Origin of the sequence: Pseudomonas quasicaspiana (genome assembly GCF_021147825.1) — a bacterium.
GTDB lineage: Bacteria > Pseudomonadota > Gammaproteobacteria > Pseudomonadales > Pseudomonadaceae > Aquipseudomonas > Aquipseudomonas quasicaspiana.
The window spans coordinates 72,996-94,536 of record NZ_JAGTPI010000006.1 but is presented as its reverse complement, the minus strand read 5'-3'; the positions used below and the strand labels follow the sequence as shown (position 1 = coordinate 94,536).

Below are 21,541 nucleotides of genomic sequence, written 5' to 3'. Positions count from 1 at the left end.
CATTCGCCATGGTTATGAACAACTGGGTATCACTACGAACAGACTGGCAGGCTATTACAACTCGTTGACGGACCAGACCATAACTCAAGACATTTGGATTATTATGCCAAAGGACACAGAGGAAGAAAAACCTGGGACGGCGGTTTTACTTGCAGATAAACCTTTGGAGATGTGATGAATAGCTACAGATCAATACACGAATTATTTAAGAATCTTTCCCTGTTAGATTCGGGGGAGTGGATTTATGCAAAGATAGCTACCTGGAAGAGCAATCCAGAAAATACAGACTTTTACTACATACCATGCGACTACATCCAAAACCTGGACGATGACGAAATATATCTGGATGAAGAAGACATGGAGATGCCTTTGGCAGTCAGAGGATTAGAGTTGAGAGGCTGGATGTTGGTGAGCTCGCTGAATTATATAGCCAGCAACAATCCACACAGTGGAAAAGACAGCAAATGGATTGTCGAAGAGATCAATTACTATAGGGACAATGATACATATAGAACCTAAAACTTACAGCGCGGAGCAACAAGAATCTTCCATACTCTCCAGACGAGTGTTCGAATCTGGATTCCGATGACACATTTCTTATTTTTGCAACGTTGGAAGAGGCATCAAGCTAGAAGCAGATATACCGCAAAATCGAGTTGCCGAATGCTCAACTGCGCACCAAGGTTGAGCATACGTTTCGAGTGATCAACCGCCAGCTTGGTGATACGAAAGTACGCTCCCGAGTGTAGCTGAAAAACGCTGCACAGCAGACCCCGCTGTTTGCTCCGTCCAATCTGTGGAGGGTGCGAAAGCGATTACTGAATGCAGGAGAGGTGCGCCCGTAATACGCACAATGAGCGCTGAAAAGCGCTTGTTCGCAGGGAGGGGGATCATTTTTTCGGTATCGATCTTTCAAGTTGATCACCGATGCAGTGGTCAAGGTTCGGGCCGATATAAATAAATCCGGCAATGACTTTCGGTATGGTTTATCTCCCCAGTATAGAGTCCCACTTGCGGATTCCAAGTCATAGATGTGACTTTCTCCGATTAACTCTCCACTGCGGTTGTCATACAAACGATAAAAACCTGGGTGGCTCCACGATGGCAACATTTTGGGTGGTATATCGTTATTTGGATCAGGTTTTCTATGAAGCATCATGGGTAGCACCCAGAATGGCGCAAAGGTTTCAACTCTATAGCACCCATTGGGGCTAATGTGAGCGTGGCCCAACTTTTTGGCTAACCCTTTTTCCCACCACTCCGATGCAGTCCAGAGACCGCCTGCAATGGACAGATAAGTGAGAAAAAGAGCCCAGCGACGTGACGTTGGTTTCATTTCGGTTTCTCATGGGTGGGTCGATCACGCATGCAATCAGGAACGTTCGGGCCTATAGGGATCAGCCCTGAATACACGAAACCCGAGCCTTCCCCCCAGTCCATTCCCCATGCCCCGGATTCACGATCATAAATCTCGGTCTCTGAAATCAATTGACCGTTTCGATGATCGTACAGTTTGTAAAAACCGGGGCTGCCCCACCAAGAAAACCATTTCTATGATCTAACTCCGTTAAGGTCCGGCTGTGGGTGGAGGATGTCAGGCAGCACCCAAAAGGGCTTGAAAACTTCCAGTCGATAGCACCCGCCGGGGCTGATTAGCGGGGTTCCTGATCTTTTGGCTAGCGCTCTTTCCCACCACTCGGAGGCGGCCCATAGACTGCCAGCTACAATGATAAATTATTCGTTTTTGTGATGTTTTCAAGGCCGCATACCTAGATCAATAGTGATCAAATTTCTTCCACACTGTGTCCGCCAGAAATTGGGCGAAGCAAAACCTGATTTTCGATTGAATCGACGCTTTTTGAAAGCCTGAAGCGTAGCAGCCAGATCAAGCCGCATCAGATATAACACCTGTACTTTGAGAAAATTATGAAACTTAAATACTTCAAGCACACCACACCACCGTGAGTGACCTTGCTTTAAAAGATAATAAAAAACGTGAACACCCAGCTACCAGACAACCGCTGGGCAGATAACTTTTTCAAACCAATTTTGCGGAGTGGCACGCCTCACCCAATAGTCCGCCTGACAACACATTCAAAAAGCTCGAGACATTTGATTTCTTCAAGCGAAATTACTATTGTACTGCTGCCGAAAATGCAATTTCACGATTGCACACCCATTCGTTTTTCACTGGTAGGGATACCCGATGCGCTGCCTTTTAGCACTGAGCTTGTTGTTTTTCCCATTCCTGGCCTCTGCCGCCTCTCCGAACTGCGAAACATACCTGTCGGGCTGGGCTAAAAAATTGCATCCGACGCTAGCCTTTGACAAGCAGCGTTCCGCGTGTAAAACGGCCAATGATGATCCCGACCAGACACTGGCAGTTCTGGTTGTTGAAGAAGAAAGAGTTAAGGTAGAAGACGAGCCTGAAGATTGGGTCACCTATGGCCTTGAGATCATTAGCGCTAAAAAAGGGGTGATAGAGAGCCATGTTTACGAGAGCAATGCTATCGATATTTCTCTGTTCAAGTTTTCCGGACTTAGTCTTGATACGGCCAGCTATCAGCTCACCCCGGGCGCTCATACTTTTGGAGTCATTTTAAAACATGATATGGCGATTGAGCCTCTCACCCGCTCCATAACACTACTTTATCTGTATACCGATGAAGGAAAAAGGATGCGAAAAATTCTTGAATTGGAAAAAGACATAGCGTCCGCCGAACAAAATCCAGATAGCTGCGCGGGCAGTTTTTCAAAGGCGCACCTTACTCTAAGTATTGGCAACAACAGCAATCACGGGTATGCCGATCTGGAGGTGGCGGAAAAAGTAATCGCTACCGAAAAAACGGATACGGGTAATGGCTGCACTAAAGAAGAAAAGCCTACCTCGAACGAATACGTACTGATCTATAACGGCGAACGCTACAACCCAAAGTATTGATAGATAACTCTCAGCACCGCGGCGGGTTGCGGGCTTTCTTGTTTTTGGCGTTCGCCAATCTCAACACTGCCTCATCCTGCGTGCTGATACATACCGTATCCATGCAGGTCCAGCCGGGCAGCAGTACGTCTTAGGCGGAAGTGCTTTTTCAGTGAAGCAAGTTGCCCAAGACGTTTGACGCAAACTGATCACACATAACGCGGTGCATCCATTCGGTCATGCAAAATACGAATGATCGCAATCCCGTACGCCGAGATTCGGAAGTAGATTACGTGTCGCTCTACCGTGCGGCGGCGATAGCCCGGCCGAATAAAATCGCAAGCCGGTGCGATTTTAGGTGACTGCGCCAGCTCCGCGAGAGCTGTCGTGATGATGTCGATGTAACGATTAGCCTGCGCCACGTCCCATTCTTGAAACGTGTGGGTCCAGATCCCTTCCAGGTCACGCTCAGCAGCAGGCGTAAGACGATATTCAGTCATGCGCTCTCAACATTCTCTGCTTGAATTCATCAGCACTGAATGGACGAGCTTCGCCGCTCGATTCGCCTTCAATAAGTGCAAGGCGGATTCCCTCGATCTGAGCACTGCGCTCCTGCTCGCGCCGAATCAAATCGCGGATATATTCGCTGTCATTCGTGTAGCGGCCTGCCTCAATCTGCGATTTGATCCAGGTATCTTGCTGGTCAGTGACAGTGATGGTTTTGCGTACGGTTCCCATGACGAGCCCCCTGATTCGATTATAGATGGTGGTTAGTTTGTCATACTATTGATGCAAAAATGCGCACCGCTGGGCGGTAAGGCGTAGATCAAAATCAACGGCGACGAGGGCGTCCGAGCTCAACACGATCTAACTATCTGAAAGATATACCTTTATGAGAGCTGTGCTTGCCCGCGATCAATGATTACCCGCTATACCTGATGCCCGGGGAACCTGAATCGCAGACAAGCATGCGCGCTCTATCAGGCGCTCAGTTTATCCAGCCGGACTTCCATCAACTCCAGCACATCACAGCTGTCTTGCAGCAACAGAAAAGCGGCCTCAGCGACGTGAGCCAACTGGTTCTCATCGGAGTCTTTGGTCGTGGTGCTAGCCAAGCAGCTCATCAGATTTTTGACTGCGCGCAAGCGTTGTGTGGCGCAGAGGTGCAGGTCGGCCATTGGGGCTTCGGGATTTATGAAGAGGACGGTATTGGGAAATTGATTCAGCGGAGTATGTTGGGTCATTAAGGAATCCAGAGGGTAATGGCTAAACGCGCCACCTGTCTCGTCGCCAAACGAAATCAGGTGGCAACTGTGCGCAGGTTGGCGAACCGGTCATACCCACCCGGCAGACCCGAAGGTCTCCCGCGCACAGCCGCCATAAATGTCGCCCGCACGAAGTGAAGACAACCAGCAACTGAAGCTGTTGAAAAGGTATGAGCCGGATCGCCAAATCCGGTCGCTGATGTGCAGCGACGGGGCGAATGATAGGTGCGGGGTTTGCCTGGTGCAACCGCTGTTAAATCGATGTTCAGACTGAGTGAAATCGCTTCATTGATAAGCCTGGATCTGAACCCACATGATGCTGGTCTAGAATCAGCACTGACGCTTGATGGCTTACAGGAGCACCACCGTGAAAACTCACAACGTCCATGGAGACAAGAAACACCTGACCCAGCCTGTCGTTGCGGCTGCGGATGGTGAAACAATCATCATTGCCAAGACTGAATCTCCAGTCACTAAACTGATGCCTACAACCTCTAAGCGACGCGGAATGCTGCCCGATATGAGGTTTAATGCTGAGGCTTTCGAAGCCATGGATTCAGAAATTGCTGATTTGTTTAAGTAAAAAATGAAGCTGCTGCTCAACACTTACGGGACGATCACACAGACCAGCCTCATCTTTCCGTGCAAGAGGGGCCGTCCCGTCTTCGACGCGGCGTTGTCGCGTGGCAACAGGCTCCTACAGTCGAAAAGTATTTCATCAGATGGTTAAATTTTGTTTGATGAGGCCCCGGCAACGCGGGCTTGATCCCACCCGCTCAATAACCGCAAATTACTCAAGTAAATGCCCGACCTGCGGACATTCTGTGAACGCAAGCTTTCGTTCAATTAGCTGAGGCAGCAAACCCCGATGGCCTTTGTATTAGTTTTCATTGGTTTTCTGGCCTTTGTGTCGGGCTACATTGTGTCGCTTGAAGACCGGCTTCAGCGCGACGGAAAATTTTGCCCGTTCAGTGTGCGCACGAACCTCAAGGCATCTGTGCGAGCACGCAAAACCCTGACCTGGCTGGGAATGCTGATCTGGGTGATAGCGGGTGCATGCTACCTCTGGGGACCGCCAATTGAGGTCGCGCCTGATGAGCAACTCGGTGGGCTGGGCGTTATCGGGCTTATCTTCGCGTTCATGTATTGGGGCCGTGCAAGAGAACATGAATTCCAGAAAACCGGAGCCTCGACCGACTCATATGCTTATCAGGATGCAATCGAGCCTCATGAATGGTGGCCGATTACGTTCCGGGCTTTGATTGATGTCGCGAAAATCCTGCTTTTTCTGATCTTGATGTACGGGATTAAGCGGCTGATCAATCTCTAGTTCAGAGCGGTAAGAAAGGGCGACTCTCACACCCGCTTGACCTCAACCTAACTAGAGGTCTGAAACTGCCGACTCTTTCATCAGGAGTCAGCCTATGTCCAAGCTCGATATCGCCCCTGCTTTTCAGTTATCCAATCCACGAGGCCTGTACGATCCGAGTCCGAATGGTTATTCCCACGTGGCCCAATTGCAGCCGCAGGCGAAGCTTCTGTACATCGCCGGGCAAGGTGGTGAAGACCAACAGGGTCAACTGTCTTCAGTGTTTGCCGAGCAGGCCAGACAGGCGCTCGCCAACCTAGCCATTGCGTTGCAATCCAAAGGCGTCGGCCTGAATGAAGTATTCAAACTGACGCTGCTGATTGTCGATCACGACCAGGAAAAGCTGCGCATTTGGGTTGAAGAAGCTGATCGAGCGTGGGGAACATCGATGAAGCCCGTGTGCACATTGATTCCGGTGCCGCGTCTGGCGCTGGACGGGATGCAGATTGAAATTGATGCTATTGCGGCGTTACTGCCAATGCAGCAGTAAGAACTGACCAGGGTCTCGCAGCAAACGCAAGATGCTGTGGGAGCAGAGCTTGCTCGCGATGCAGGTGACTCGGTGTGCAGCCTTGGACCGAGCCATCGTTCATCGTGAGCAAGCTCTGCTCCCACAGAAAATAACGCGACGCGGCCTGAAAATCATCAGGATGATCCCCATCGTCGCCAATCTGGCCGATATGCGGCATGGAAATACCGAAAGCGTCCCGGATGCGACACCGCAACACCTTGACAAAAATCGGAAATAATTTGTCGCATCTTTTTCAAACCTGATAGCATCCTGCTACCCGTGATGAGCAGACGATACTTGAGTATCGCGCCTCAATGCTGTGCTGGATGAATGTTGTTCATGCAGTCGCACCTACGCAAACGATCACAATTAGAGCAACCCTTGAGGTCTGCCAGCCCTGTTTCAGATTGCGCGCTAGCGCTTGAGATGATCGCGAGTTGTACGTTGACTGGTAACGTATGCCTTTTACGTTAACCATCGCAGGTTGGAAAGAACCACCAACCATCGCGTTTCGTTGAAACGATCCGGAACCTGAAAACGTCGCTGTCAATGTCCTTCAATCGAAGGCGCATCCGGCTGCGCGCTATTTACGTTGGCTAAAGGGGTTGCGCAGCAGGTCGAGGCTTTCGATTTCCGATAGCACCGTCCGGGGTTTTCTTGTGAGCATTCATAGGGGCCTCACCATGTTGTTGAATAAACCAACGTCACGAAGGAAGTTTCTGCTTTCTTCCTTGATTGCACTACCTGCGATAGGCGTCGCCATTAAAGGCCTGAGCGCTGCGGAAGCAGCGGAGATGGTTGCGCCAAAACTTGAAGAATATCGCCCGACTTTTTTCAGCGCATCTGAATGGGCTTTCATCATGGCGGCCTGTGACCGCCTGATCCCGGCCGGTGGCCGTGGGCCTGGCGCGCTGGAAACCAACGTCCCGGTGTTTATCGATCAGCAACTGGCCAGCGATCTGGGCAGCGAGATCTATCTGGAAGGTCCTTTCAAACTCGATGCGCCGGCGGAAATGGGTTATCAGATTCCTTATCGTCCGCAAGAGATCTATCAAAAAGGCATCAAGAGCGTTGACGCCTTTTGTCAGGAGAAGCACCAGAAGAACTTCGCGTCTCTGGATGCAGCCAAGCAAGAAGACGTCTTGAAGCAGCTGCAGAAAGGCGAAGTGAGCTTCAAAGCGTTTGGCGAGGACGTGCTCAAGTCCAAGCAGTTCTTTGGCGAACTGTTGAACCACACCAAGCAGGGTTACCTCTCGGACCCGATCTATGGCGGCAACAAGGGCATGAAAGCCTGGATCGCCATCGGTTTCCCCGGAGCCCGCGCCAGTTACGTGGAGTGGGTGACACAGCACAACGTCAAGTACCCCCTCGGCCCGGTCAGCATCAGCGGCCAGCGCGGTTGATCTCCCTTCGCCAAGCATTTCCAGGATAGTTTTCTCATGGCAAATATTACTAATGACGAAGTCGACGTAGTCGTCGTCGGCCTCGGCTGGGCTGGCTCGTTGATGAGCATTGAACTGGCTCAGGCAGGTTTGAAAGTACGCGCTCTGGAGCGCGGTGAAGATCGCAACAACACCGACTTCGCCTATCCAAAACCAGCGGATCAATACGCCTACGGCATCCGCAACAAGATCATGGCCACGCCAAAAGCGGCGGCCATGACTGTTCGCCACACCGCCAACGACGTTGCTCTGCCTACCCGTAAATGGGGCGCTTTCGAGCCAGGTACTGGCGTGGGGGGCTCGGGCCTGCACTGGACCGGCGTATTGATTCGTCCGACCCCGACCGACATCAAGCTCAAGACCTATGCAGACCAGGCTTACAAGCCGGGCATCCTGCAAGAAGACATGCGCATCGGCGATTACCCGTTCACATGGGATGAAATCGAACCGTTCCTGGACAAGTTCGACAAGATCTGTGGCCTGTCGGGCAATACCGGCAACCTGCAAGGTCGCATCATCGAAGGCGGTGACCCGTTCGAAGGGCCGCGCTCCAGTGCCTTCCCGCTGCCGCCCCTTGAAGACACCCTGAACTGCAAGATGTTTGCAGACGTGGCGCGCAAGATGGGCTATCACCCGTTTCCGAACCCGTCGGCAAACGTCTCTCAGGCGTGGACCAACCCGTACGGCAATCAGATCGCGCCGTGTAACTACTGCGGTTATTGCAGTAAGTACCCGTGCCTGAACTACTCGAAAGCCTCGCCACAAACCGCGGTGCTGGATTCGCTCAAGCGCATGGAAAACTTCTCGTACCGGGTTAACGCCAACGTACTGAAAGTTGAACTGCACCCGGACGGCAAGACCGCCAAAGGCGTGACCTACGCCGACGCCGACGGCAACCTGGTATTCCAGCCTGCTGGCATCGTTGTGTTGGCGGGCTTCCAGTTCGTAAATGTGCGCCTGATGCTGTTGTCCGGTATCGGCAAGCCTTACGATCCGATCACCGAAACCGGTACTGTTGGCCGTAACTACGCGTTCCTGAGCAACGGCGGTTCCACGCTGTTCTTCAAAGACAAGGAGTTCAACCCGTTCGCCACCGCTGGTGCTACTGGCCAGATGTTCAACGACGTTTCGCCGGGCAACTACGACGGCGCAGCACTGGGCTTCATTGGCGGCGCGAAGATTCACAGTTCTCAAGCCACCGGTGCACCTATCGGTACAGCGCTGCCAAGCGGCACGCCGGATTGGGGCCAGGGCTGGAAAGATGGCATGCAGGACTGGTACGGCCACTCGATGAAAGTGAGCATCACCACCAGTTGCCAGTCTTATCGTGGTCACTACGTGGACCTGGACCCGACGTACAAGGATCCATGGGGCTTGCCACTGCTGCGTATCACCTTCGACTGGAAACAGAACGAGCTGAAACTGCAGCAGCACTTGCGCAAAATCGTGCTGGATATCACCAAGGAACTGGGTCCGGACAGCTACAGCGAAAGCTTCCTGGCGATGGACTCTCATTGGGATATCACCAAGTACGTATCCACCCACAACGTGGGCGGCGCGGTCATGGGCGACGATCCGAAAACCACGGCACTCAATCGCTATCTGCAGAGCTGGGACGTGCATAACGTCTTCGTACCGGGCGGCAACGCCTTCCCGCAGAACTTCCAGGCCAACCCGACTGCATTGATCGGCGCATTGACCCTGTTCTCGGCTCAGGCCATCAAAGACCACTACATCAAAAACCCTGGCCCACTGGTTCAGGTGTGAGGAGCGAGAACATGAAATCCAGATCCCGCTCTCCGCTGCTTGTACTTCTGGCAGTTTGTGTAGTGCTTGCCCTGCTGGCCTGGCTGGTCAGTGTGTTCCTCAACAAATCGGGTGACGCATCTGCGCAGATGACTCAGGAAGTGACGCCTGAACTCATCAGCAAAGGCGCTTACCTGGCACGCGCTGGCGATTGCGTGGCGTGCCACACCGCTCACGATGGCAAAACCTTCGCGGGCGGTCGTGGTATCGAGTCGCCAATCGGTACGATCTACGCCACCAACATCACGCCGGATAAAGACACCGGTATCGGTGGCTGGACCTATGGCGACTTCGAGCGCGCGGTACGTCGCGGTGTGGGTCACGATGGCAGCGCGCTGTACCCGGCGATGCCTTTCCCGTCGTATGCCAAGGTCTCGGATGAAGACACGCAAGCGTTGTATGCGTACTTCATGAAAGGCGTTGAGCCAGTCAAGCAAGCCAATCAGGCCAACGATATTCCGTGGCCACTGTCGATTCGCTGGCCGCTGGCTTACTGGCGCACGTTCTTCTCGCCGACACCTGAGTCCACTGTTACACCTGTTGCGGGCACCGATCCGCAACTGGTTCGCGGCGCGTATCTGGTACAGGGCCTGGGCCACTGCGGTTCTTGCCACACACCACGTGCGCTGACCATGCAGGAAAAAGGCCTCGACGAGAAAAGCAGCGACTATCTGACGGGCGCTCTGCTTAACGACTGGGCGGTGCCTTCGATCCGTGGCGTTGCTCACTGGTCGCAGGACGAAATCGTCGACTACCTCGGTTCTGGCCGTAATGCCAAAGCGTCGGTTGCCGGTGAAATGACTGACGTTGTCGCCAACAGCACGTCGCACATGACCGATGAAGACCTGCATGCGATGGCGGCTTATCTGAAGTCGTTGTCTGGCCCCGCTGACAAGAATGGCGAAACTGTTTATCAGCACAATGCTGAGCGCAGCGCCGCCACGGCCAGCAAGCTGACCGCAGCCAAAGACCTGACACTGGGCGAACGTCTGTACCTGGATAACTGTGGCGCGTGCCACTTTGTCAAAGGTGAAGGCGCTTCACGGATCTTCCCGCGTCTGGACGGTGCTTCGATCATCAACGCCGAAAACCCGACCGCGCTGGTTCACGTGATTCTCGCTGGCGCAAAAACGCCATCCACCGCGCGAGGCCCGTCGATCCTGCCGATGCCAGGTTTTGCAGAGCGCATGAACGACGCAGAAGTAGCCGAGTTGGCGACCTTCCTGCGTCAGGGCTGGTCCAACCAGGCGCCTGCGGTGTCTGCGAAACTGGTTCAGGAAGTCCGCACGGCCTTGGCCGAAGGGCATCCGAAGCAACAGAAAAAGCTTGAGGCCAGTAACGAGAAGTAAGTTTTACTCGTTGTAGTCAGAGCTGTTCAGAGAGCCCGCCTTGTGCGGGCTTTTTGTTGGTGGGCAAACCAACCGTAAACACCCGTAGGAGCGGCTTTAGCCGCGAGGCTCTCCCGCCTGAAACCGGTCCTGCGAGCTCAATTGGGCGTATGAGGTAATTGGTCTGGGCGGCAACATTATGCAAGGGTGTGATCATTGGCAAATCCAGAATTATAAGTAAATATGCGAGAATTACTTATAAAAGACCTATATATTGCCTGTGAATACCATTAACTGGACCCGTAAGGCCGTTAAGCAACTCCTGAAATTGCACACGCCACATCAGGTTCAGATTCGCGATGCGGTGACCATGCTCACGGTTATGCCGGACGTAGCCAACGTCAAGATGCTGGTCCGACATGAACACGGATACCGGTTGAGAGTTGGTAACTACCGAGTCCTGTTCGATTGGGATGGCACAGTCAAAATCGTCAGCATACAAGAGGTCAAGAAACGTGACGGACGCACCTACTGACGTTCAAATCATCAACGGTCCGGATGGAAAACCGGCATTCGTGGTGATCCCGTACGCGCAATACGTGGCTCAACACAAAAATCAAAGCGACTTGATCCCCCATGAGGTGGTCAGTCGCATCGTCGATGGAGCCTCCCCTATTCGCGCTTGGCGTGAGCACTTGGGACTGACTCAAGAAGATGTCGCCCAGCGACTGGCCATCACCCAACCGGCTTACGCGCAACAGGAAACTGTCGCCAGGCCGCGCAAAGTTACCCGAGAAAAAATTGCGCTGGCATTTGGTATCAGTGCAGATCAACTGGAGCTTTGAGAGTGTGATCCAAATAAAGCAGTGAAATACTGTTTTGTTGAAATCGCGCCCGGTGCGACAACAGGATGCAAGTCCAGGCAAAGCTCACAAATATTGGTACTCACCTGTAGGAGTGAGCTTGCTCGCGATGAACGGTGACGAGGTGCAGTTGACAAACCGAGTCGCCTGCATCGCGGGCAAGCCTCGCTCCCACAGATTGCAGGCCAACATAGAATCTCCCACAGGGCCGCAATATCAGGCCTACTTGCGCCGCGGCCGCGACACCACCGACTCGATATTCTTGCGCCCGATCAGCATCGGCTTTTGCGGCGCGTCTTCGGTCAGCCACTTGAACATCACCAGACAATCCACCAACCCCAACCGCGCATGCTGGTAAGCACGTGGCAGTCGGCCGACGACGTCGAAACCGAGCTTCTGCCACAACGCCACCGCCACTTCATTACTCGCAACCACTGAGTTGAATTGCATGGCGAGGAAACCGCTTTCAATGGCTACCTTCTGTGAGTGCTCGCACATCAACCGCGCAACCCCACGCCCGCGCGCCGCTTCGGTGACCATGTAGCCGCAATTGCACACGTGGCTGCCGGGACCTGCGGCGTTGGCTTTGAGGTAGTAGCTGCCGAGCAGTACGCCCTCCTCTTCGGCGATGAAGGTGTGCAGCGGCATTTCCAGCCATAGGTGCAGGGCCTGCTCACGGGTCAGTTGCGGATCGTAGGCGTAGGTTTCCCGGGCAGCGATCACGCTCTGAAAAGTGGGCCAGAAAAGCTCGAAGTCTTCGGCGGTCATGGGCCGGATGTTGATCATGGGACAACCTTGAAGATGTGGGTCAAAGGGGAAGTTTCAGGCCTGGCGCGCAATGTGCCAAGAGGCGAACTCGCTGGACACACCACTGTAGGAGCTGCCGCAGGCTGCGAATAGCGGTGTGTCAGGTATAACTGATCGCATCCTTCGGCAGCTCCTACAAGGGCCGCCTATCAGTTGAAACTACCCCAACAGATGCCTGGATATCAGCCTGGAAATCTCAACCATGGAAGTCTTCCCGGTGAACTCGAACTTCACTTTGCCCAGTGCGGAAAAATAGATTTCAAGCTCCGAGTCCAGGTCGAAGGTGCCGGAGGTTTCGATGGAATACGCGACGATATTTTTATACGGCAATGAGGTGAAGTCTTTCTTGCTGCCGGTCAGACCTTGCACGTTGACGGCGATGATGCGCTTGTTGGTAAACACCACGCCGTCGCGCATGGACTTGTATGAATCAATGACCTGCTCACCTTCCAGCAAAAGCGCCGTCACACGCTCGGCGTATTCATCGTTCTGCTTGAGTTTGAAGAAGCCTTTGTTATTGAAATCGATCATCCACCGCGCCTCGCCTGTAAAGTAATCTTCCCGGATTGCTGCGGGCATGTTCAGGCAGTGCCGCATCGGTTTCAACAAGAGAATATCTGTATGGTAAAAAGCACTACCGATCTGACGGCCCGCGACATCTATCAACTCCTGAAAGACATCGCCCTCGAAACGCGAACGTTGCACGCGGTGAAAAGCCGAAAAGGGCAAATCGAAATCGAGGTGGATGGCTGGCAGCTCACACTGGTCAGTGAGGAGAACAAGCTGAGCCATTGCCAGGCCTGCCGGTCACCCGAAGGCAGTCACGGGACCGCAGACAGTTGGCAGCGCTACGGCACCGACCCGGTCAAGCTGCTGAGTATCTGGGAACATGAACAACTGCAGCGCCTGCTGAAGTTGTCCACAACTCAGGAATAAGCCCCAACGACACGGTTCACCGTTTTCAGTGCAGTACGTAGCGTGGGCATGTCTACAGAGCCGAGTGCCAGGCGGATCGCATGCGGCACGTGTACGGACACCGCGAAAGGCTCGGCAGTGGACACCGAAATGTTCTCGCGCATCAGCGCCGCCGCAACCTGATCCGCTCGTGCATCTTCGGCCAATGGCAGCCAGGTGAAATACGAACAGGGATGACGAACGCAATTCACTTCCCCCAACAGCTCATCCGCCAGCAATTGTCTGGCTTTGGCATCCGCACGCTTTTGCGCCTCCAGCCTGCTGACAGTGCCGTCATCCAGCCAGCCGGTAGCAATCGCCGTCATCACCCCGGCAGTGTTCCAGCTTGTGGCTCTGATCGCGCGTTCGAGCGCACTGACGCGGGAGGCCGGGGCAGCAATGAATCCAAACCGCAGCCCGGTGGCGACGCTCTTCGACAGGCCGGAAACATACACTGTGCGCTCCGGAGCCAGGTGCGCCAAAGGCGGTGGCGGATTGGGCGCAAGAAAAGCGTAAGCCGCGTCTTCGATGATAGACAGCGCATGTTGTCGCGCAATCTGCACCAGCCGCTCGCGCTGCTCGATACCCATCACCCAGCCCATGGGGTTATGCAAGGTCGGCATGCTGTAGACCCCCCGCACTGTTCTGCGTCGGCAGAGTTCCTCCAGTGCATCCAGATCAGGCCCTGAATCCGTCACAGGAACAGGCAAAACTTCCAGGCTCAGGGACTCAGCCAACACCTTGAAACCAGGATAGGTCAACGCATCAGCCGCCACCACATCACCGGGTTTGAACAGCGCCATCATCGCCACCGTCAAACCATGCTGAGCGCCATTGACCAACAACACCTGACCGGCCTCGACGGTCAGCCCACGACTGCGTAGATGACGCGCCACGGACGCCCGCTCATGGCTTCGCCCGGCATGAGGCTGGTAGCGCAACAGCGATTCCAGATCACCGGACAATGCCAACTGGCGCAGCGCAGTGCGCAACAGCTCGGCCTGCCCCGGCAATGACGGATAGTTGAAATTGAGGTCGATAACGCCGGTTGCGACGTCAGGCTGATCAATGCCATGCCCCGCCGGCAATGAGGTCTCCCGAACGAACGTGCCCCGCCCTGCTTCCCCACTCACCAGTCCCATGGCCTCCAGCTCGGCATAGACCCTGGACGCCGTAGCCAGCGCCAACCCCTCAGCCGTGGCCAGGGTTCGGTGTGTGGGTAAGCGCGTTCCCGGCGGCAAGCGCCCCGAACGAATATCCGCGGCGAACGCATCCACCAGTGATTTGTAGCGGGCGTGTGGCATGTCGAACTGTATCCATGACAATTTTTTGATTGTACTGATACTCGGTCCTAGGATGCCTTTACGCAACCCGACTTGAGAGTGGCCCGCATGGAACAAGCATCTGCCCCAAAAATCGTTCCAATGGAAAATGCCACCCGAGGCTGGATCAACGGCTTTATCGGCGTCGTGATTTTCAGTGGCTCGCTGCCTGCTACTCGGGTTGCAGTCCTGGAATTCGACCCGGTGTTTTTGACCGTCGCCCGGGCAACCCTGGCAGGCGTGCTTGCGCTGTGCGTGTTGTTGCTGTTCAAAGAGCAGCGTCCGGCACGCCACCAATTACTGTCTTTATTGATCGTCGCCATTGGCGTCGTCGTCGGCTTTCCACTATTGACCGCGCTGGCGTTGCAGCACGTGACGTCAGCGCACTCCATCGTCTTCCTCGGCTTATTACCACTGGCCACGGCAATATTCGGCGTGCTGCGCGGAGGCGAACGGCCCCGTGCAGCCTTCTGGTTATTCTCGGTGCTGGGCAGCCTGACGGTGGTCGGCTTCGCCCTCTCTCAGGGCCTGAAGGCCTCGGCCACCGGCGATGTCCTGATGCTATTGGCGATTCTGGTCTGCGGCTTGGGTTATGCCGAAGGGGCCAGACTCTCCAGAACACTGGGTGGCTGGCAGGTGATCAGTTGGGCGTTGGTGCTGTCGCTGCCGTTCATGGCGGTGCTCAGCGTTTTGCTGAGTCCACCGTCGTTTTCGAGTATCAGCCCGCCCGCCTGGCTGAGTCTGGGCTACGTATCGCTGTTCAGCATGCTGATCGGTTTCGTGTTCTGGTACCGCGGCCTCGCACAAGGCGGGATCGCTGCAGTTGGGCAACTGCAATTGCTACAACCGTTTTTCGGGCTGGCGCTGGCGGCGACGTTGCTGCATGAACAGGTCAGCGCGGGGATGCTCGGGGTAACGGTTGCGGTGATTATTTGTGTGGTGGGTGCGAGGAGGTTTGCCCGGTAGCGGGTAGAAATTGCCCTGCACCCTGGCACGGCGCCAAACCGGTAGGAGCGAACTTGTTCGCGAGGCGTCAGGCCTGAACCAACGCGTAAAGCCTCTCGCCAACAAGTTGCCTCCTACCTGGAGCGGCGCTATCTGATCGCCCTGCACCCTTGCGCGGCGCCAAACGGTAGGAGCGAACTTGTTCGCGAGGCGTCAGGCCTGAACCAACGCGTAAAGCCTCTCGCCAACAAGTTGCCTCCTACCTGGAGCGGCGCTATCTGATTACCCTGATCGCCCGCTGCTTGATAACAGAAAGCTGACCGAATCAATCCAGCACGATAATCCTGCCTTCGAGCGTGAGGCTGTCAGCACGCATTTCATCGGGTTCTAGTTTGCTTTGGTACTCAGTCACCTCAACTTTTTAACCCACCGCAAGTTTGGCTGCGGAACACGGTGAAAACGTTGAGCATCGAACGCATTCACTCCTCCGGGGCATTCATGCTTTGCGTCAGCCAAAGCGTTCGAAATACCCCGTCCTGACTGCGCAATTCAGTTGGCGAACCGTCCTGCACCACGCGACCACTCTGCAGCACCAGAACCCGGTCAAAGCTGGCAATGGTCGATAATCGGTGGGCGATGGCCAGCACCGTGCGCCCGCGCATCAGATTAGCCAGCGCCATCTGGATGACCTTCTCGGATTCCGAGTCCAGCGCGGAAGTGGCCTCGTCCAGAATCAGGATCGGAGAGTTGCGCAGAAACGCCCGCGCCAGGCCAAGCCGTTGCCGCTGGCCGCCCGATAACATCACGCCGCGCTCGCCCACTTGCGTACCGTAGCCACTGGGCAGCGAGTTGATGAAGTCTTCGCAATAGGCTTGCCGCGCCGCATCGATCACCTGTTGCTCAGTAGCCTTGGGTTGGCTGTAAGCAATGTTCTCATAGATGCTGCGATTGAACAGGGCGGTCTCCTGGGGGACCACTGATATCTGTCGACGCAGGCTGTCCTGACTGACGGAGCGGATGTCGCGGTCGTCGATCAGGATGATGCCGCTGCGCACATCGTCCAGGCGTTGCAACAGACTGATCAGGGTCGATTTACCTGCACCCGACACGCCAACAATGCCGACGCTTTGCCCCGCCGGTATCTCCAGAAAGAAATGCTTGAACACCGAACGTCCGTCCGGGTAGCTGTAGCTCACGTCGATGAAGCGAATATTGCCCCGCGTCGGAGCCAGTTCTTCGTGGGTATCGCTCAAGCCATGGGGCTGGGCAATAATGCTGAGCGTCTCAGCGATCACGCCCATTTGTTGGGAGGTATCCACTAGAGCCAGGGCCAGATCCCGCGAGCCGTGAAGGATGCGAAAGGTCAATGCGCTGACCATCACCACATCACCCGCTGTTACCGAACCGTCGACCCATAAGTCTATGGCCCAACCGAGCATGCCCCCGGCCATCACCGACAGGCAGACGTCATGCAACACGCGGGCTTTTTCCAGATAAATCCAGCTGCGGCTTTGGGCCTTCGCTTCGACACCTATGGCTTTTTCCAGCCTTAAACGCTCCCGCTCACGGGCAGAAAAAGCTTTGATGCTCCACACGTTGGACACGAGGTCGACGATCTCGCCACCCACCCGCGCTGACTGCGAAGCAAAGGCAATGTGCTTGGCCCGGCCGTTTATACCAATCAACGTGATCAAGGCGGCGACCGCGATTACGCAAGCGATCAAAACCAGCGCCATGGACAATCGCACCGTACACAGCACGATGACCGCGCCGAGAAAATCGACACACGGAGGGATGATTTTCCACGCAAGCCCGCCGTAGATGGACCCGGCTGCCGCGCCCGCCGATGAAATCCGGTTAGCCAGCGCCCCCGCAAAGTGCTGGGAAAAGTAGCGCATCGGATGCCCCGTCAAATGGCTGAACAAGTCGATGCGCAAATCCGCGCAACTGCCAACCACGGTTCGACATCCGAGCCAGCCACCTGCCCGCCAGAACAGGTTCTCCAGCACTATGAGCGCAATAAACAACACAAACGGGAACCACACATGACCTGCCGCGCGATCCTCAATGGCCATGGCGTCCACCAGCAGCTTCATGCCGTATTGCACGGCAACCGCACAACTCGCTGCCCCCACAACCAGAACCAGCATGGTGCCGAAGTGCCAGGGCCGTACCCGGACGTAACGCCATAGAAAAGGCACTGGAGTATCAGGCAGCGGGCGTTCCCGTATTCGGCTATTGATCATGGCGAGTCGAAAGCGCCTGGATCTGCACACACAAAGGATGATGCGGTGCCCGATTGCCCTCGCCGTCCGCATAACCAAACAGGCCTGCCGGGCAGTATCGACCGTCGTCCCAGCCGGGATAGTCCAGAAACGGATACCAGCACAGCGCCTCCACTTCCACGCCTCGCTGCCGGGCCAAAGCGATCTGTGTGCTGACGTAGTCGAGCCAAGGCACACGTTCTTCGTCTTCGGCACCGGTCTCCGAGATTAACAAGGGCCGCTCATAACGCTGCTGCACCTCCTTGAGCATACCCGCGAATGGACGATAGGCAGGCTCGCCGCGCAGGATTTTCCCGCCGTTGAGTACCCACTGGTTTTGCGGGTAGAAATTGACCCCGACGATGTCCAGGTATTCTTCTCGCCCACCTAGGCCTGGCCACTGACGACCCGTCAACAAATCCCAGCCTTCAAACTGCGCCAATCGATACTGTTCGGCCTGATTGATCTCGTCGCTTCGACTTGACCCCGCCACCACATTGATCAATGGATCACACTGCACAAAACGCGCGTCCGGCGTGCGCTGACGAATCGACTCAATCGCCGCGATACTGGCGCGTACCAATTGATGTTTGAGCTCCTGCCCTCGCCCGTGGGTGCCAGGGTTGAAATACCCCACGTCACCGCCCGCCCAGCTCCAGAAAGAGAGTTCGTTGATGGGCGAGAAAAACGGTACGTCCATGCCTTCGTCTTTCATCAGTTGGGCAACCGCTCCTGAAAACCGGGCGAAGCGCTCCACGAATTCAGGCCTCCAGATATCAAGCCCGTCGGGATAGCCGTAATGACACAGATCCCACACCACCTGCACGTTGTAATTGCGCGCAGCGCGCAGCATCGGCAGAAAACTGCTCCAGTCGTAGTAGCCCGGTCGGGGCTCGATCAGATGCCAGCGCAGTCCGTCGCGGGCGCAGGCAATTCCCAGTGACGCCAGTTGCGCGTAATCCTTTTCAACACTTCGGGCGTGGCCGGTTTCGGCGAGCATGTCCAGCCGCCGCCCATCCCGGCGACGGTGTGAGGAACACTCATAACCGGCCATGACAAACGAGTTGAACAGCCGGGGGGAGGTCATCACAGCCACCCGCGAAAACAACTCAATGGCAGCGCTTGCCGGCCGCACATCAGAGTGACCCGACTGCGTGGCTTAGCGCCGCGTTAGACTCCTTTTCGATACGTTGATAGAGCGCCAGCGCCTGCCCCACCACCTGATCCATGTTGTAGTACTTGTAAGTACCCAGCCGCCCCAGAAAAGTGACGCCCTCGGTTTCATCCGCCAGCGCGCTGTAGCGCTTGTACAGCTCTGCGTTTTCCGGGCGCGGAATCGGGTAGTACGGGTCGCCTTCAGCACACGGAAACTCATAGCTGATGCTGGTCAACGGATGCGTCTGGCCGGTCAACTGCTTGTACTCGGTAATCCGTGTGTAAGGCACGCTCTGATCGGGATAGTTGACGACGGCCACCGGCTGGAACTGTTCGACAGGCAGCGTCTCGTGTTTGAACTCAAGGCAGCGATACGGCAACCGGCCAAAGCAGAAGTCGAAATACTCATCGACCGGCCCGCAGTAAATGATCTCCCGATAGCTGACCTGATCCCGGGCTGCGGTGAAGTCAGTATTGAGCAACACGTCGATGCGTGGATCATCGAGCATGTTTTCGAACATGCGGGTATAGCCATGCAGCGGCATCATCTGGAAAGCGTCAGTGAAATACCGATCATCATTATTGGTACGCGTGGGCACGCGGGAGGTGACTGACTTGTCCAGTTCCGACGGGTCCAGGCCCCACTGCTTGCGGGTGTAGCCCTGAAAAAACTTCTCGTATAACTCACGCCCGATCTGGTTGATCACGACGTCTTCAGAGGTGCGAATATCCGCCACAGGCTCTGCGCGCTCCGCCAGAAAAACCTCGGCTTCGTGCTCGTCCATAGCGCGACCATACAGCGTATTCAACGTGGTCAGATTGATTGGTATCGGCAACAGATGCTCGTCCACCTGTGCCAGCACCCGATGCTCATAAGGACGCCATTCGGTAAACAGCGACAGGTAGTCGACGATGCGCTGCGCATTGGTGTGGAAGATATGCGGCCCATAGCGGTGGACCATGATTCCGGCTTCATCCAGGTGGTCATAGGCGTTACCGGCGATGTGCGAGCGCCGGTCGACTACCAGCACATTCTTGTCGAGGCCCTGCGCCAGACGCTCGGCGATCACCGATCCGGCAAAGCCTGCGCCGACGATCAGATAATCGTAAATGCGCTTCTCACCTGCCTGCGACGGGCCTTTTTTTGCGTTCTCCATCGTTACCGTAGGCATTCGATCTGCTCCTTCATGAGGGCGCAGGTTTTATCCCACGACATGCCATCCAGCACTGCGTCAGCGCGTTGGTTGAATGAGACGTCAGCCCTGGATTTCAGCGCAGCCTCAATTCCCGCAATGAATGCGTGCGGCGAATCGGCGATGGTGACTACACCTGAATTGCCATAGCCGCTGATCACGTCGCGAATGGGCGTGGACACTACCGGGCAGCCGCCCGCCAGGTATTCCGGCGTTTTGGTCGGGCTGATAAATCGCGTCGATTCGTTGATCGCGAATGGCATCAGCGCCACGTCCCATCCCGACAGATACAGCGGTAGCTCGGCATAACTCTTGGGCCCCAAATAGTGAATATTGGGCTGGCGCGGCAGTGAGTCAGGGTCGATTTTTACCACCGGACCAATCAGCACGACCTGCCAGTCAGGTCGTTGGCTAGCCAGTTCGCTGACCAGTTCGATGTCGAATCGCTCATCGATGACGCCGAAGAACCCCAGTCGGGGATAACCAATGCCAGCCTGGTCCGCGGGTTCTGGAAGCCTGTCACGGGCCGCTGCGAAGTGTGCAATATCGACGCTGCTGGGCACGGGATGGGCGTTGCCATGCTGAAGTTTCTTCGCCTCCCACAAGCTGTAGCCGCCGGTGAACACCACGTCGGCCCTAGCCATCAACTGACGTTCTTTTTCCAGCAAATCAGACGGTGCGCCCTTGAAGGCCGACAGCTCGTCCATGCAGTCAAAAATCGTCACGCGAGCTTTCAGGTGCTCGGTGAATGACAGGCTCATGGGTGTGAGATACCACAGCAGTAGCTCTTTGGCCGAGAGTAGGTCTTTGCCCGAATGTTCGGCCAGATACCCGTCAAGCAATTCGCGTTGCCATTCCACTGCTTGCGCAGCGCTGGTGCCATGGGCAAAAAGGGGCACGATGACGGTAATGCCCGTTGCAGGTTGCGAGATATCGAGTGCCGGCTGAGGTGTGTCCGTGAAGATTGGCTCTTCAAAGAACAACACATCGTAATCCTTGGCCAAACGCGACATGACGTGTTGCGGTCGCTGATAAACGAACCCCCAGCGCAAATGAGACAGACACAGCAAAGTAGGTCTGGCCAGACTGATTGCACGTGATGGGGTGTCGATTTTCACCAGCGAAAGGGCGTCGTCAGGCTGCTCTGGAAAATTCATGTCGGATTCCTTTTGAAATATGGATCCGAGACTGAAGCCAGCTTGATCGCGGCCTCGAAGACACTCGTCTGTTGAATAAAACGCTACTCGGTGATTGAGGATCACGTTCTGCGCGCTTCATAACTTGGAGGCCTGCCGTTCCCGCAGCGTTCAACACGCCCCCACGTAAAGCCGATGAACAGCAGGTACCGGTGAGTAAACGCCTTTGAACTCCCGCGGCACCTGGAGCCCATAACTTCA

22 protein-coding genes and 3 pseudogenes are annotated in these 21,541 nt (G+C 55.3%); 13 read left to right on the top strand and 12 right to left on the bottom strand.

Annotated elements, in window-relative coordinates; translation table 11 throughout:
• Positions 1-174 precede the first annotated feature (174 nt).
• Together KDX30_RS06385 and KDX30_RS06380 are read left to right on the top strand one after the other, a co-directional pair.
• Positions 175-519: a hypothetical protein gene (locus KDX30_RS06385; protein WP_099270520.1), complete on the top strand. Its 345-nt coding sequence runs from the start codon at positions 175-177 to the stop codon at positions 517-519.
• A gap of 125 nt (positions 520-644) precedes the next feature.
• A pseudogene (locus KDX30_RS06380) lies at positions 645-845 on the top strand (IS5/IS1182 family transposase); the annotation flags it as partial.
• A gap of 45 nt (positions 846-890) precedes the next feature.
• On the opposite strand, the pseudogene KDX30_RS29650 reads toward KDX30_RS06380, so the two are convergent.
• Positions 891-1,336: pseudogene (locus KDX30_RS29650) on the bottom strand (hypothetical protein).
• Positions 1,333-1,731, bottom strand: a pseudogene (locus KDX30_RS06370) (hypothetical protein). The pseudogenes KDX30_RS29650 and KDX30_RS06370 overlap by 4 nt, the downstream one beginning before the upstream one ends.
• 475 nt (positions 1,732-2,206) lie before the next feature.
• Between KDX30_RS06370 and KDX30_RS06365 the strand changes: the two are divergent.
• Positions 2,207-2,941, top strand: a complete 735-nt coding sequence (locus tag KDX30_RS06365) for a PA3715 family protein (RefSeq protein WP_231675298.1) — start codon at positions 2,207-2,209, stop codon at positions 2,939-2,941.
• 188 nt (positions 2,942-3,129) lie between these two features.
• Here the strand turns inward: KDX30_RS06365 and KDX30_RS06360 are convergent, their stop codons facing one another.
• The 3 genes from KDX30_RS06360 to KDX30_RS06350 all read right to left on the bottom strand — a co-directional run bounded on the left by KDX30_RS06360 (position 3,130) and on the right by KDX30_RS06350 (position 4,164).
• Positions 3,130-3,420 (bottom strand): type II toxin-antitoxin system RelE/ParE family toxin, encoded by a 291-nt coding sequence (locus KDX30_RS06360; protein WP_027901252.1) that lies wholly within the window; start codon positions 3,418-3,420, stop codon positions 3,130-3,132.
• Positions 3,413-3,658, bottom strand: coding sequence for a type II toxin-antitoxin system ParD family antitoxin (locus KDX30_RS06355; RefSeq protein ID WP_027901253.1), 246 nt, complete (start codon positions 3,656-3,658; stop codon positions 3,413-3,415). The genes KDX30_RS06360 and KDX30_RS06355 overlap by 8 nt, the downstream gene beginning before the upstream one ends.
• Positions 3,659-3,900: 242 nt before the next feature.
• Positions 3,901-4,164 (bottom strand): hypothetical protein, encoded by a 264-nt coding sequence (locus tag KDX30_RS06350; RefSeq protein WP_027901254.1) that lies wholly within the window; start codon positions 4,162-4,164, stop codon positions 3,901-3,903.
• Positions 4,165-4,552: 388 nt separating this feature from the next.
• Between KDX30_RS06350 and KDX30_RS06345 the strand changes: the two genes are divergently transcribed.
• The 8 genes from KDX30_RS06345 to KDX30_RS06310 all read left to right on the top strand — a co-directional run bounded on the left by KDX30_RS06345 (position 4,553) and on the right by KDX30_RS06310 (position 11,486).
• On the top strand, positions 4,553-4,768 hold the full coding sequence (locus KDX30_RS06345; RefSeq protein ID WP_095100015.1) for a type II toxin-antitoxin system prevent-host-death family antitoxin: 216 nt from the start codon (positions 4,553-4,555) through the stop codon (positions 4,766-4,768).
• A gap of 285 nt (positions 4,769-5,053) precedes the next feature.
• Positions 5,054-5,515, top strand: coding sequence for a hypothetical protein (locus tag KDX30_RS06340; protein ID WP_122705576.1), 462 nt, complete (start codon positions 5,054-5,056; stop codon positions 5,513-5,515).
• A gap of 94 nt (positions 5,516-5,609) precedes the next feature.
• The gene (locus KDX30_RS06335) at positions 5,610-6,044 is read left to right on the top strand and encodes a RidA family protein (RefSeq protein WP_231675297.1); all 435 of its coding nucleotides are present in this window, start codon (positions 5,610-5,612) and stop codon (positions 6,042-6,044) included.
• 704 nt (positions 6,045-6,748) lie between these two features.
• Positions 6,749-7,468, top strand: a complete 720-nt coding sequence (locus tag KDX30_RS06330) for a gluconate 2-dehydrogenase subunit 3 family protein (RefSeq protein WP_027901258.1) — start codon at positions 6,749-6,751, stop codon at positions 7,466-7,468.
• 36 nt (positions 7,469-7,504) lie between these two features.
• Positions 7,505-9,274: a GMC family oxidoreductase gene (locus tag KDX30_RS06325; protein ID WP_122398488.1), complete on the top strand. Its 1,770-nt coding sequence runs from the start codon at positions 7,505-7,507 to the stop codon at positions 9,272-9,274.
• 11 nt (positions 9,275-9,285) lie between these two features.
• Positions 9,286-10,662, top strand: coding sequence for a c-type cytochrome (locus KDX30_RS06320; RefSeq protein ID WP_049827036.1), 1,377 nt, complete (start codon positions 9,286-9,288; stop codon positions 10,660-10,662).
• 259 nt (positions 10,663-10,921) lie between these two features.
• Positions 10,922-11,176, top strand: coding sequence for a type II toxin-antitoxin system RelE family toxin (locus tag KDX30_RS06315; RefSeq protein WP_027899648.1), 255 nt, complete (start codon positions 10,922-10,924; stop codon positions 11,174-11,176).
• The gene (locus tag KDX30_RS06310; RefSeq protein ID WP_049826857.1) at positions 11,115-11,486 is read left to right on the top strand and encodes a helix-turn-helix domain-containing protein; all 372 of its coding nucleotides are present in this window, start codon (positions 11,115-11,117) and stop codon (positions 11,484-11,486) included. Before KDX30_RS06315 ends, KDX30_RS06310 begins: the two co-directional genes overlap by 62 nt.
• Before the next feature lie 240 nt (positions 11,487-11,726).
• On the opposite strand, the gene KDX30_RS06305 is transcribed toward KDX30_RS06310, so the two are convergent.
• Complete coding sequence (locus KDX30_RS06305) at positions 11,727-12,290, bottom strand: GNAT family N-acetyltransferase (protein ID WP_099270530.1); 564 nt, start codon at positions 12,288-12,290, stop codon at positions 11,727-11,729.
• A 180-nt stretch (positions 12,291-12,470) separates the two neighbouring features.
• Positions 12,471-12,842 (bottom strand): PH domain-containing protein, encoded by a 372-nt coding sequence (locus tag KDX30_RS06300; protein WP_027899651.1) that lies wholly within the window; start codon positions 12,840-12,842, stop codon positions 12,471-12,473.
• A gap of 90 nt (positions 12,843-12,932) precedes the next feature.
• On the opposite strand from KDX30_RS06300, the gene KDX30_RS06295 reads away from it, so the two are divergent.
• Positions 12,933-13,247, top strand: a complete 315-nt coding sequence (locus tag KDX30_RS06295; RefSeq protein WP_231675296.1) for a DUF7693 family protein — start codon at positions 12,933-12,935, stop codon at positions 13,245-13,247.
• Here the strand turns inward: KDX30_RS06295 and KDX30_RS06290 are convergent.
• A complete protein-coding gene (locus KDX30_RS06290) occupies positions 13,238-14,569 on the bottom strand; it encodes an aminotransferase-like domain-containing protein (RefSeq protein ID WP_231675295.1) in 1,332 nt (443 codons plus the stop codon). The genes KDX30_RS06295 and KDX30_RS06290 overlap by 10 nt on opposite strands.
• An 87-nt stretch (positions 14,570-14,656) precedes the next feature.
• On the opposite strand from KDX30_RS06290, the gene KDX30_RS06285 reads away from it, so the two are divergent.
• Positions 14,657-15,553 carry a DMT family transporter gene (locus KDX30_RS06285; protein ID WP_231675294.1) on the top strand — a complete coding sequence of 299 codons (897 nt, stop codon included), beginning with the start codon at positions 14,657-14,659 and terminating at the stop codon, positions 15,551-15,553.
• A 458-nt stretch (positions 15,554-16,011) separates the two neighbouring features.
• On the opposite strand, the gene KDX30_RS06280 is transcribed toward KDX30_RS06285, so the two are convergent.
• The 4 genes from KDX30_RS06280 to KDX30_RS06265 are packed head-to-tail and all read right to left on the bottom strand — an operon-like array spanning position 16,012 to position 21,301.
• Entirely contained in the window at positions 16,012-17,778 is a 1,767-nt protein-coding gene (locus tag KDX30_RS06280) for an ABC transporter ATP-binding protein (RefSeq protein ID WP_231675293.1), read from the bottom strand.
• A complete protein-coding gene (locus tag KDX30_RS06275) occupies positions 17,768-18,883 on the bottom strand; it encodes a glycoside hydrolase family 1 protein (protein WP_231675292.1) in 1,116 nt (371 codons plus the stop codon). The genes KDX30_RS06280 and KDX30_RS06275 overlap by 11 nt, the downstream gene beginning before the upstream one ends.
• Before the next feature lie 49 nt (positions 18,884-18,932).
• Positions 18,933-20,123, bottom strand: coding sequence for a UDP-galactopyranose mutase (gene glf, locus KDX30_RS06270; RefSeq protein ID WP_231675291.1), 1,191 nt, complete (start codon positions 20,121-20,123; stop codon positions 18,933-18,935).
• Entirely contained in the window at positions 20,111-21,301 is a 1,191-nt protein-coding gene (locus tag KDX30_RS06265) for a glycosyltransferase family 1 protein (RefSeq protein WP_231675290.1), read from the bottom strand. The genes glf and KDX30_RS06265 overlap by 13 nt, the downstream gene beginning before the upstream one ends.
• Between the last annotated feature and the right edge of the window lie 240 nt (positions 21,302-21,541).

Excerpts from the sequence above, each read along its gene's own strand:
- KDX30_RS06280 (WP_231675293.1), bottom strand. The coding sequence starts at position 17,778 with ATGATCAATAGCCGAATACGGGAACGCCCGCTGCCTGATACTCCAGTG.
- KDX30_RS06320 (WP_049827036.1), top strand. The coding sequence starts at position 9,286 with ATGAAATCCAGATCCCGCTCTCCGCTGCTTGTACTTCTGGCAGTTTGT.
- KDX30_RS06325 (WP_122398488.1), top strand. The coding sequence starts at position 7,505 with ATGGCAAATATTACTAATGACGAAGTCGACGTAGTCGTCGTCGGCCTC.
- KDX30_RS06340 (WP_122705576.1), top strand. The coding sequence starts at position 5,054 with ATGGCCTTTGTATTAGTTTTCATTGGTTTTCTGGCCTTTGTGTCGGGC.
- KDX30_RS06330 (WP_027901258.1), top strand. The coding sequence starts at position 6,749 with ATGTTGTTGAATAAACCAACGTCACGAAGGAAGTTTCTGCTTTCTTCC.
- KDX30_RS06305 (WP_099270530.1), bottom strand. The coding sequence starts at position 12,290 with ATGATCAACATCCGGCCCATGACCGCCGAAGACTTCGAGCTTTTCTGG.
- KDX30_RS06300 (WP_027899651.1), bottom strand. The coding sequence starts at position 12,842 with ATGATCGATTTCAATAACAAAGGCTTCTTCAAACTCAAGCAGAACGAT.
- KDX30_RS06365 (WP_231675298.1), top strand. The coding sequence starts at position 2,207 with ATGCGCTGCCTTTTAGCACTGAGCTTGTTGTTTTTCCCATTCCTGGCC.
- KDX30_RS06385 (WP_099270520.1), top strand. The coding sequence starts at position 175 with ATGAATAGCTACAGATCAATACACGAATTATTTAAGAATCTTTCCCTG.
- KDX30_RS06335 (WP_231675297.1), top strand. The coding sequence starts at position 5,610 with ATGTCCAAGCTCGATATCGCCCCTGCTTTTCAGTTATCCAATCCACGA.
- KDX30_RS06355 (WP_027901253.1), bottom strand. The coding sequence starts at position 3,658 with ATGGGAACCGTACGCAAAACCATCACTGTCACTGACCAGCAAGATACC.
- KDX30_RS06285 (WP_231675294.1), top strand. The coding sequence starts at position 14,657 with ATGGAACAAGCATCTGCCCCAAAAATCGTTCCAATGGAAAATGCCACC.
- KDX30_RS06290 (WP_231675295.1), bottom strand. The coding sequence starts at position 14,569 with ATGCCACACGCCCGCTACAAATCACTGGTGGATGCGTTCGCCGCGGAT.
- glf (WP_231675291.1), bottom strand. The coding sequence starts at position 20,123 with ATGCCTACGGTAACGATGGAGAACGCAAAAAAAGGCCCGTCGCAGGCA.
- KDX30_RS06275 (WP_231675292.1), bottom strand. The coding sequence starts at position 18,883 with ATGACCTCCCCCCGGCTGTTCAACTCGTTTGTCATGGCCGGTTATGAG.
- KDX30_RS06360 (WP_027901252.1), bottom strand. The coding sequence starts at position 3,420 with ATGACTGAATATCGTCTTACGCCTGCTGCTGAGCGTGACCTGGAAGGG.
- KDX30_RS06310 (WP_049826857.1), top strand. The coding sequence starts at position 11,115 with ATGGCACAGTCAAAATCGTCAGCATACAAGAGGTCAAGAAACGTGACG.
- KDX30_RS06295 (WP_231675296.1), top strand. The coding sequence starts at position 12,933 with ATGGTAAAAAGCACTACCGATCTGACGGCCCGCGACATCTATCAACTC.
- KDX30_RS06350 (WP_027901254.1), bottom strand. The coding sequence starts at position 4,164 with ATGACCCAACATACTCCGCTGAATCAATTTCCCAATACCGTCCTCTTC.
- KDX30_RS06265 (WP_231675290.1), bottom strand. The coding sequence starts at position 21,301 with ATGAATTTTCCAGAGCAGCCTGACGACGCCCTTTCGCTGGTGAAAATC.